Below are 10003 nucleotides of genomic sequence, written 5' to 3' on the forward strand. Positions count from 1 at the left end.
CCCCCGCCCCGGGAGCCGCCAGGACCTTATTTCATGCGATCAAGGACCAAGGTCCTCTACCAGGCCTTTTGGGGCCATTGGTGGGAACCCCTCGCACGGGCGTGCACGTCTGACCCTCAGAAGGGCCGACGGGAACGCCGATCGGGGAGGGGACGCCTCATGGGCCTCAGGGAATTCACGGCACGCGCACGCCGGACGGGCATGCGCACGCGGGTGGCCGTCGCGGCATCGGCCGCGGCCGCGGCAATGACGGTGTGGGGGGTGGCCGCCTTCGCCGGCCCCGACCCCGCCGGCCCGGCCGGCACCACCGAGGACGGAGCCAAGGGAGCCGCCGAAGACGGCGCCAAGGGCGCGCCCAAGGGCCCCGAGGCGCCCGTGCAGCGCATACCCGAGGACATAGCCCACGCCTCCGAAGGAGGCGCCCGCGCCGTCAACCTCACCATCGACGACGGCCCCGACCCCCAGTGGACCCCCCGCATCCTCGCCATCCTGGAGAAGCACGGAGCCAAGGCCACCTTCTGCATGGTCGGCCCCCGGGCCAAGGCCCACCCCGACCTCGTCAAGAAGGTCGTCGCAGGCGGCCACCGGCTCTGCAACCACGCCATGGACCACGACACGGCCATGGACCGCAAGCCCGTCGCCTACCAGGAGAAGCAGATCCTCGACGCGCAGAAGCTCATCGAGGAGGCGGCCGGCGGCGGCGCCCGCGTCGAGTACTACCGCGCCCCCGGCGGCGCGTTCACCCCCGACAGCCGGCGCATCGCGGCCGCCGCCGGTATGCGCCCCCTCGGCTGGAACGTCGACACCAAGGACTTCCAGAAGCCCGGCGCCCCCGCCATCGCCGGCACCGTCAAACGGGAGCTCGGCAACGGCCCGACCATCCTCCTCCACGACGGCGGCGGCGACCGCCGGCAGACCGTGGAGGCCCTCGGCCCGATCCTCGACTGGCTGGAGCAGCAGGGCCGCCCCACCGGCTTCCCCGTCCGCACCGCCCCCGACACGCCCTGACGCAGCGGCCCCTCACACAGCGGCCCCTGACACGCCGCCGGGCGGCGAACGGGTGAGGATCGGCGGCGACCGCGCCCGCCGGGTGTTCCCTGTCCCTGATCCTGCACAACCCGTGCGCCCGCCCGACCAGGAGGTCCCCCGTGGCCATCGCGCCCGCCAAGCTGTCCGATCCCGTCGTCAGCGCGTTCGTCGCCGCCGTCAACGCGCACGACAGGGACGCCTTCCTCGCCCTCCTCACCCCCGACGCGACCATGTCCGACGACGGCACGGACCGCGACCTCCACGAGTGGATCGACCGCGAGATCTTCGACTCCGGCGGCCACATGGACGTCCAGTCCGAGTCCGACGGCGGCCGCCGGCTCGTCGCCGACTACCGCAACGACACCTGGGGCGAGATGCGCACCGCCTGGCGCTTCACCGTCCAGGGCGACCGCATCAGCCGCTTCGAAACCGGCCAGGCGTAGCACGTCCCCACCCGCCTCCCCGCCCCCGCGGACGCGCCGGCGCCGCCGCGGGCGCGCGGGCTCCCGTACGGGTGAAAGCGCGGCGGGCGTCGTTCCGGGCCGCCGCGGGGCCCCGTTGGACCGGGCATGAAGCGCACCCGCACCGCCGCCCTCACCGTCGCCGCCGCCGCGGCGGCCCTCGCGCCGCTCCTCGGCCAGCCCGCCACCGCCGCGCAGGGCACCTACCTCCAGGACCCGGCCGGCGCCGACAAGGCGATGAAGTCCCTGTGGACCAAGGACGAGATGCACAAGGTGGAGGCGCAGCTGCGCTTCCACCCCGGCATCCGGTACAAGACGGTGCCGCGCCCCGCCCACCCCGCCGCCCCCGACCACGAGCGCCGGACCGGCGACCCCAAGACCCTGGCGTGGGAGCCGGAGTTCGACTTCGGCTGGGCAGTGTCGGACTCGATGCTGGTCAAGAAGGCCGTGACGACCAAGGACGGCCGGCACCCGATCGTGCTGCACGCGTCCGTGCGCTCCGCCTCCCGCGGGACGGCCGTCGAGGTGCACCGCGAGCTCGCCGACCGGCCGGCGACGGGCCGCGAGAAGGTGCCCGGCGGCAAGCGGATCGCCTGCGACACCGGCGAGTACACGGTGGAGTGGTCCCTCACCCGGACCGGCTACGGGACGCTCCGGGGCTCCATGCCGTGGAACTCCAGCTGTGAGAACCACCGGACGGCGTTCTCGGCGGAGCACGGCAGGCACTGAGGGCGGGCCGCCGGCAGCGGTCAGTTGTCCTTCCTGGCCCGGTACGTCTTCGCGGCGATCTCCTCCAGGACCGACTTGGGGTCGCGGCCCGGCTCCACGGCCCGGCCGATGTTCCGCTTGATGGTGTCGCTGACCTCCACCCAGGCCGGGTCGTTCACCGGGTACAGCTGGGCGCCGCGCAGGGCCGTCAGGAACTGCTGGTCGGTGTCGTCGATCGCGCCGGCCGGGGTCCGCGTCGCCGAGACCGTCGACGGCAGCAGGTGGTAGCGGCCCGCGAACTCCGACAGGTTCCTGTCCTGGTAGAGGAACTCCAGGAACCTCCCGATCCCGGCCCGCTTGCCGTTCTGCCGGAACGCCATGATCCAGTCGGCGACGCCCATGGTCGGCGGTGTCTCCCCGGAGGCCAGCGAGTCCGAGACCGGCATGGCGACGGTTCCGACCCTGATGCCGCGGGCCCGGGCCTGGTGGGCGAGCGAGGGGTAGCCGTTGAGCATGCCGACCTCGCCCCGCAGGAACGCGGCGAAGGCGTCCGCCCGGTCGAGCCCGGCCGGCGCCACCGGGCCCGTCAGGCCCGGGCCCACCAGGTTCTCCTGGATCCAGCGGAACGTCTCGATGTTCCGGTCCGAGGCCAGGCTGTAGTTGCCGGCGCTGTCGGAGTACCCGCCGCCGTTGCTCAGCTCCCAGATCATCGCCTCGGCGTGCGCCTCCTCCGGGCCGAGCGGCATGGCGTACGGGAACTTCACGCCCTTGCCCTTGAGCGCCTTCGCCGCGTTCCGCAGCTCCGACCAGGTCCTCGGGGCGGCCGGCGCCCCCGAGGCGGTCGTCAGGCCCGCCTGCCTGAACAGGGCCTCGTTGTAGAAGAGCAGCCGGCTGCTCGCCACCCACGGCAGGCCGTAGAGGGTGTTCCCGATCGAGCCGGCCTCGGCGAGCGGCGCCAGGAAGTTCGCCTCGGAGGACACGGGGAGGAGTTCGTCGGCGGAATACAGCAGGCCGTCGGCCGCGAAATCCGAATAGGAGCCCATGAGGGCGATGTCCGGCGCCTTTCCCGCCTTCACCATCCGCGAGACCTCGCGGTCGACGTCCGCCCACGGGACGAGCTGCACCTCCACCGCGGTGCCGGGATTCGCGGCCTGGAATTCCTTCGCCACCCGGTCCCAGAAGGGCCTTGAGCCGGTGGCCTCGTCGCCGCCGTATTCCGCGGCGACCACGCGGAGCGTGCCGCTGTCGGAGCCGGCGCCAGCGCCGCATCCGCCCAGCGGGGCCAGGAGTCCGAGCACGACAGCCGCCGCGCCCGCACCGAAAGTTCTTCGTTGCACCGGTGTTCTTCCCTGAATTCTTCCGAGTTCCGTCCTGCATATGGGGGGCTCCGGAACGGGGTGTCCGCCGGTGGCCCGACGGCCGGAATTCTGCCCCGTGCCGGGCGGATTGGCCCCATGGGGGCGGAACTTGTGTCCATTGCTCCAAGCACGGCTTTTGCGGCTCGTACATTCCGCTGGCGCCCCGATTGCCCGGACGCGCGTAGAAATACGGAAAGCCCGTTTCCGGCCGGTGCGGCCGGGAACGGGCTTCGGGCGGTGCGGGGGAGCGGATCAGGCCGCCGGCGCCCGGGGTGCGCCGCGGGCCGCGCGGTCAGGGGCCGAACTCGCCCGCGTACGGGTCGGGGTCGCCGGTCTCCGGGTTGCGGCCCTCCTGCCAGCGGCGCTGGGCCTTGCGCCAGTGGACGAAGCTCAGGTGCCCGCCGTCCCAGAAGGTCAGCCCCACCGGGCTCACGTCGAACTCGTCCGAGCAGAGCCGGTACAGGAACTCCGCCATCCCGTACGGGTACACCGCGAACGGTTCGGCGGTGTGCCGGCCGACGACCAGGACGGGCCACCGGTCCGGATCCGGGTCGCAGGCCAGCCAGCACAGGATGTCCGAACCGCCCGTGACCCCCCAGGCGATGATCGCGTCCGGGTCGGCGTCCAGCGCGGCCCGGCCGCCCCGTACGGGGCGGCCGCCGGGTGGCTGCTGCCGCGTGCCGCGTACCGGCTCTCCGTCGAGCCCGGCGCCCCCTGGCGCACGCACTGCCCGCGGGGGCACCCGCTGAGCGGGCGGCTCGGCCCCGCCCGCTGCCCGGGCCGCCCCGCCGGACCCGGCGGCGGCACCGGGGAGTGCGGGCCGCGCTACGGGGCGCGCAGCGGAACCACCGCGCTGGTCGCGGGTGCCGTCTGCGCCGCGCTCGCCGCCGCGGCCGGCCCGCGCCCGGAGGCCGCCGTCTTCGCGGGGCTCGCGCCCGTCCTCGTCCTGCTGGCCCTCGTCGACCTCGCCGTGCACCGGCTGCCCGACCTGCTGACCCTGCCGCTCGCCGCCGCCGCCGCGGCGGGGCTCGGCGCCGCCGCCCTCGCCCCGGGGGCCGCCGGCTCCTGGCGGCTCGCCCTGCTGGGCGGGGCCGCGCTGGGGGCGGCGTACCTGCTGCTGTTCCTGATCAACCCGGCCGGGATGGGCTTCGGGGACGTCAAGCTGGCGCTCGCCCTGGGCATCGCTCTTGGGTGGTACGGGTGGGGGGTATGGCTCTTCGGGGCGTTCCTGGGCTTCCTCTACGGCGCCCTCTACGGCCTCTTCCTGGTCCTGCGCAGCCCGAACGGGCGGAAGCAGGCGTTCCCCTTCGGGCCCTTCATGGCGGCCGGAGCCCTCACCGGATTGCTGCTGGGCGGTTTCGGAGCGTAATCATTCCGCGCCGATGCACGCATCACGCTTTACGAAGGGTTATGGTGGAACCCCCCCCTCGGGCCGGTCCGTATCCCCCCCACGGACCGGCCCGTTTTCCTTTTCCGGCCCCGAGGCCGCCCCCGGCCGGAAAAGCCCAGGTCAGCCGCGCTGAGCCCAGATGTTCGTACCGGGTGTGGAGACCGCGAAGGAGTCGATCTCCGCCAGCTCCTCCCGCGTCAGCGGCGCACCGGCCAGCGCGGCCACGTTCTCCTCCAGCTGCCGGACGCTCGACGCGCCGATCAGCGCCGAGGTCATCCGCTCGTCCCGCAGCACCCACGTCAGCGCCAGCTGCGCCAGCGACTGCCCGCGCCGGTCCGCGATGCCCGCCAGGCCCTGCAGCCGCCGCAGTACGTCCTCCGAGAGCAGGCCCGGGTCGAGGGACTTGCCCTGCGAGGCGCGCGAGCCCTCCGGGATGCCCTGGAGGTACTTGCCCGTCAGGAGGCCCTGCGCGAGCGGCGCGAAGGCGATGCAGCCCATGCCCGCCTCCTCCAGGGTGTCGAGCAGGCCGTCCTCCTCCGTCCAGCGGTTGATCATGGAGTACGAGGGCTGGTGGATCAGCGCCGGCACGCCCATGCCGCGCAGGATCCGCGCCGCCTCGGCCGTCTGCTCCGCGGTGTAGGAGGAGACGCCCGCGTACAGCGCCTTGCCCTGGTGCACCGCGGACGCCAGGGCGCCCATGGTCTCCTCCAGCGGCGTATCCGGGTCGAAGCGGTGCGAGTAGAAGATGTCGACGTGATCGGTGCCCATGCGCTTCAGCGAGGCGTCCAGCGAGTTCAGCAGGTACTTCCGGCTGCCCCACTCGCCGTACGGGCCGGGGTGCATGTAGTAGCCGGCCTTCGTCGAGATGACGAGCTCGTCCCGGTAGGGGGCGAAGTCCTGCGAAAGGATCTTGCCGAAGTTCAGCTCGGCGGAGCCGGGCGGCGGGCCGTAGTTGTTCGCGAGGTCGAAATGGGTCACCCCGAGGTCGAAGGCGCGGCGCAGGATGGCCCGCTGGGTCTCCAGGGACTTGTCGTCGCCGAAGTTGTGCCAGAGGCCGAGGGAGATCGCGGGGAGCTTGAGGCCGCTGCGGCCCGTGCGCCGGTACTCCATGGCGTCGTAGCGCGTCGGCTCTGCCCGATAGGGATTGGTATCAGTCACGATGTCCTCCCTATCACGGACCTGTGACCGACCGAGTTGGGTACCCGATCCCGCCGCGCAGTAATGTGGCGGCTCGGGGGAGGGACCGCATTTCGCTCGGGGGCACTGCACGGAGGGGCTGGAAGATCGTGAAGCTGCGCGACCTGGTGTACAGGCTGTACGCACGCCGGGTGGAAGGCCGCCTCGACCATGCCGCGTCGCCCAAGCACATCGGCGTGATCCTGGACGGCAACAGGCGCTGGGCGAAGGCGTCCGGAGGCACGACGGAGCAGGGCCACCAGGCGGGGGCCGACAAGATCTCCGAGATGCTCGGCTGGTGCACCGAGACCGACGTCGAGGTGGTCACCCTGTGGATGCTCTCCACGGACAACCTCGACCGGCCGGAGGTCGAGCTCCGCCCGCTCCTCCAGATCATCGAGAACACAGTCCGCGGCCTCGCCGCCGACGGCCGCTGGCGCGTCCACCACGTCGGCAACCTCGACATCCTCCCGGCGCAGACCCAGTCCGTGCTGAAGGAGGCCGAGCAGGCCACCCGCGACATCGACGGGATACTGGTCAACGTCGCCGTCGGCTACGGCGGCCGCCAGGAGATCACCGACGCCGTCCGCTCGCTGCTCCTGGAGCACGCCGAGAAGGGCACCACCATCGCGGAGCTCGCCGAGGTCCTCGACGTCGACCACATCGCCGAGCACCTCTACACCCGCGGCCAGCCCGACCCCGACCTCGTCATCCGCACCAGCGGCGAGCAGCGCCTGTCCGGATTCATGCTGTGGCAGAGCGCGCACTCCGAGTACTACTTCTGCGAGGTCTTCTGGCCGGCCTTCCGCAAGGTCGACTTCCTGCGCGCCCTGCGCGACTACGCGGCCCGCCACCGCCGCTACGGGGTCTGAGGGCGGGGGCCCCTGACGCCCCCTTACGCCGCGGCCGTCCACCACGAGGCTTTCACCTGGGGTTCACCGAGCGTCCGTCATATGCCAAGGCATGGCCGAGGCGGTTCGGGGAATACCCCTTTCAGGTCGACGCCCGATCCACGGGTGTCGAGTCTCAGCGGACGGCACGGGGTCGTCCGCCCGGGAGGCCCTTTGCACCAGGACGCACGTGCGGCTCGCACGGACGGAACGGGAGGGCCGGAATTCGGCCCTCGCAGGGGTGCCGATGACCGGTCCGGTCTTCATGGCCCGACCTCTTCCGAGGGGGTACGTCCTTCCGTGGTGACCAGCACAAAGCGCCGCCTGCCCGACAGGCGGACCTACGTCCTCGACACCAGCGTCCTGCTGGCGGACCCCAACGCGGTCACGCGATTCGACGAGCACGAGGTCGTGCTCCCGATCGTCGTGATCACCGAGCTGGAGGCCAAGCGCCACCATCCGGAGCTCGGCTACTTCGCCCGCCAGGCCCTGCGCCTGCTGGACGACTTCCGCGTCCGCAACGGCCGCCTCGACGCCCCCCTCCCCGTCGGAGAGCTGGGCGGCACGCTGCGCGTCGAACTCAACCACTCCGACCCCGGCGTCCTCCCGGCCGGCTTCCGGCTGGGCGACAACGACTCGCGCATCCTCGCGGTCGCCCGGAACCTCCAGGCCGAGGGCTACGACGTCACGGTCGTCTCGAAGGACCTCCCGCTGCGCATCAAGGCCTCCTCCGTGGGGCTGCTCGCCGAGGAGTACCGCGCCGAGCTCGCCATCACCGACGGCGGCTGGACCGGCATGAGCGAGCTCGCCCTCTCCGGCGAACAGGTCGACCTCCTCTACTCCGAGGAGCGGCTCTACGTCCCCGAGGCCGCCGAACTGCCCGTGCACACCGGGCTCATCCTCCAGTCCGAGCGCGGCAAGGCGCTCGGCCGCGTCACCGCCGACGGCAGCGTCCGCCTCGTGCGCGGCGACCGGGAGGCGTTCGGGCTGCACGGCCGCAGCGCCGAGCAGCGCATCGCCCTCGACCTGCTGCTCGACCCCGAGGTCGGCATCATCTCCATGGGCGGCCGCGCCGGCACCGGCAAGTCGGCGCTGGCGCTGTGCGCGGGCCTGGAGGCGGTGCTGGAGCGCCGCCAGCACCAGAAGGTGATGGTCTTCCGGCCGCTGTACGCGGTCGGCGGACAGGAGCTCGGATACCTGCCCGGCGACCAGTCCGAGAAGATGAGCCCCTGGGCGCAGGCCGTCTTCGACACCCTCTCGGCGGTGGCCGGGCGGGAGGTCATCGAGGAGGTGCTGAACCGGGGGATGCTGGAGGTCCTGCCGCTCACGCACATCCGCGGCCGCTCCCTCCACGACGCGTTCGTCATCGTGGACGAGGCGCAGTCCCTCGAGCGGAACGTGCTGCTGACCGTTCTGTCCCGGATCGGGGCCAACTCGCGGGTCGTCCTGACCCACGACGTGGCCCAGCGGGACAACCTGCGGGTCGGCCGGTACGACGGAGTCGTCGCCGTCGTCGAGAAACTGAAGGGCCATCCGCTCTTCGCGCACGTCACGCTGACCCGCTCGGAGCGCTCCCCGATCGCCGCCCTCGTCACGGAGATGCTGGAGACCCTGTAAGACACGGCGGGGCAAAACGCCCATAGCGGCTGGCGGAGTTGGCGCCGCCCGGCAAAGGTCCAGGAGCCTAGCCGGGCGGCGCCCCCCTGCACAGCCCTTCGTACGAAAGGGCAGCGGTACGGGGGGTGTGACCTTTCCCACGCAACGCGGAATTGCCTTGCGGCGTCGGGGTCCGGCAGAGTCTGTTTTCCGTCAGGCCCCGCATACGGCACAGCCGTACCTCCTGTGAGGTGCGCGCGCAGCACCACAACTCCACAGTCGTTCCGCCGTATGCCGCCCGAGCATCACGCGGCAGCCCCCGCAAGGGAGTTGCCCACGGGTCCGCGCCTCCAGTGACCGAAGCTCCACGGAGGCCAGCGTCAAGGGGCACTCTTGCGCCCGCCCGGTCACGCGGACGCTGCTGGAAGGACATCGTGTGAGCCGGATCTCGGTCCGGGGGTTCGCAGTGGCCTCGGCCACCGCGGTCACCACCGTCGGCGCCGTCGTGGGCGTGGCCGCGGGCGACCCCGCCTCCAACGATCTCGAGACCACCGCGTCCGGGGCGACGCTCCTCGCCGACATCCCCGTCGGCGAGCAGGCCCAGATCCAGAGCGGATCCCTGGCGCAGCAGGCCGACTCCCTCGCGCACGGCGCCGACACCGACGCCCGCCGCTCCGCCGAGGAGGCCGCCCGCCTCCAGGCCGCCGAGGACGCCAAGGCGAAGAAGGCGGAGGCGCAGAAGGCGGCGGACGAGAAGGCGAAGAAGGAGCGCGAGGAGAAGGAGCAGGCCGCGAGCCGCTCCGCGACCCGCAGCGCCTCGGACTTCGCGCCGCAGAGCTCCTACACGGTGGCGCAGGTCAAGGAGATCGCCCGGCAGATCGTGCCGGGCGGCCAGTTCCAGTGCTTCTCCAACATCATCAACCAGGAATCCACCTGGAACTACAAGGCCGTGAACCCGTCCTCGGGCGCGTACGGCCTGGTCCAGGCGCTCCCCGGGTCGAAGATGTCCTCGGTCGCCGACGACTGGCGCACCAACCCGGCCACCCAGATCCAGTGGGGCCTCAACTACATGAACGACCGCTACGGCAGCCCCTGCGCCGCCTGGACCTTCCACCAGGCCAACGGCTGGTACTAGAGCCCGCAGTCAGGGCGCGTACGCCCGGAACCCGGGGAGCCCCGCACCGTCCGACGGTGCGGGGCTCCCGCGTGTACGGTCGTTCGAGGCGTGTCCGCGGACGGGGGAGAGGAACGACATGGCGAAGAGGCCAGGCTGGCTGGGCCGGCTCGGGAGCAGACTGAGCCGGATGGAGGCGCGCCTCGAAGCGCGGCGCGCGTCCGTGGAGGCCGAGACCGCCGGAGTCGAAACGGTCGCCGCCCCCGCCTCCGCCGCTGCCC

General features: G+C 72.4%; 10 protein-coding genes. 7 read left to right on the forward strand and 3 right to left on the reverse strand.

Annotation, left to right across the window (positions count from 1 at the left end; genetic code table 11):
- Window positions 1–201: 201 nt before the first annotated feature.
- The 3 genes from EF903_RS21355 to EF903_RS21365 all read left to right on the forward strand — a co-directional run bounded on the left by EF903_RS21355 (window position 202) and on the right by EF903_RS21365 (window position 2219).
- Entirely contained in the window at window positions 202–1008 is an 807-nt protein-coding gene (locus EF903_RS21355) for a polysaccharide deacetylase family protein (protein WP_260615721.1), read from the forward strand.
- A 140-nt stretch (window positions 1009–1148) separates the two neighbouring features.
- Window positions 1149–1472 (forward strand): nuclear transport factor 2 family protein, encoded by a 324-nt coding sequence (locus EF903_RS21360; RefSeq protein WP_125545552.1) that lies wholly within the window; start codon window positions 1149–1151, stop codon window positions 1470–1472.
- 126 nt (window positions 1473–1598) lie between these two features.
- The gene (locus tag EF903_RS21365; RefSeq protein ID WP_125545554.1) at window positions 1599–2219 is read left to right on the forward strand and encodes a hypothetical protein; all 621 of its coding nucleotides are present in this window, start codon (window positions 1599–1601) and stop codon (window positions 2217–2219) included.
- Window positions 2220–2239: 20 nt separating this feature from the next.
- Here EF903_RS21365 and EF903_RS21370 read toward each other — a convergent pair whose 3' ends face one another.
- Both EF903_RS21370 and EF903_RS35365 read right to left on the reverse strand, forming a co-directional pair.
- On the reverse strand, window positions 2240–3535 hold the full coding sequence (locus EF903_RS21370; RefSeq protein WP_260615722.1) for an extracellular solute-binding protein: 1296 nt from the start codon (window positions 3533–3535) through the stop codon (window positions 2240–2242).
- A 313-nt stretch (window positions 3536–3848) separates the two neighbouring features.
- A complete protein-coding gene (locus tag EF903_RS35365) occupies window positions 3849–4031 on the reverse strand; it encodes a hypothetical protein (protein WP_260615723.1) in 183 nt (60 codons plus the stop codon).
- A gap of 192 nt (window positions 4032–4223) precedes the next feature.
- Here EF903_RS35365 and EF903_RS35370 point away from each other — a divergent pair, with 192 nt between their 5' ends.
- Window positions 4224–4925, forward strand: a complete 702-nt coding sequence (locus EF903_RS35370; RefSeq protein WP_260615725.1) for an A24 family peptidase — start codon at window positions 4224–4226, stop codon at window positions 4923–4925.
- A 141-nt stretch (window positions 4926–5066) separates the two neighbouring features.
- Here EF903_RS35370 and mgrA read toward each other — a convergent pair whose 3' ends face one another.
- A complete protein-coding gene (gene mgrA, locus EF903_RS21380; RefSeq protein WP_125545558.1) occupies window positions 5067–6104 on the reverse strand; it encodes an L-glyceraldehyde 3-phosphate reductase in 1038 nt (345 codons plus the stop codon).
- 128 nt (window positions 6105–6232) lie between these two features.
- Here mgrA and EF903_RS21385 point away from each other — a divergent pair, with 128 nt between their 5' ends.
- The 3 genes from EF903_RS21385 (at window position 6233) to EF903_RS21395 (ending at window position 9743) form a co-directional block, all read left to right on the forward strand.
- A complete protein-coding gene (locus tag EF903_RS21385; RefSeq protein WP_125545560.1) occupies window positions 6233–6994 on the forward strand; it encodes an isoprenyl transferase in 762 nt (253 codons plus the stop codon).
- A 318-nt stretch (window positions 6995–7312) separates the two neighbouring features.
- A complete protein-coding gene (locus tag EF903_RS21390) occupies window positions 7313–8629 on the forward strand; it encodes a PhoH family protein (RefSeq protein ID WP_125545562.1) in 1317 nt (438 codons plus the stop codon).
- Between the two features lie 415 nt (window positions 8630–9044).
- Window positions 9045–9743 carry a transglycosylase SLT domain-containing protein gene (locus EF903_RS21395; RefSeq protein ID WP_125545564.1) on the forward strand — a complete coding sequence of 233 codons (699 nt, stop codon included), beginning with the start codon at window positions 9045–9047 and terminating at the stop codon, window positions 9741–9743.
- Window positions 9744–10003 lie beyond the last annotated feature (260 nt).

The sequence above is a fragment of the Streptomyces sp. WAC05292 genome, assembly GCF_003949955.1.
GTDB lineage: Bacteria > Actinomycetota > Actinomycetes > Streptomycetales > Streptomycetaceae > Streptomyces > Streptomyces globosus.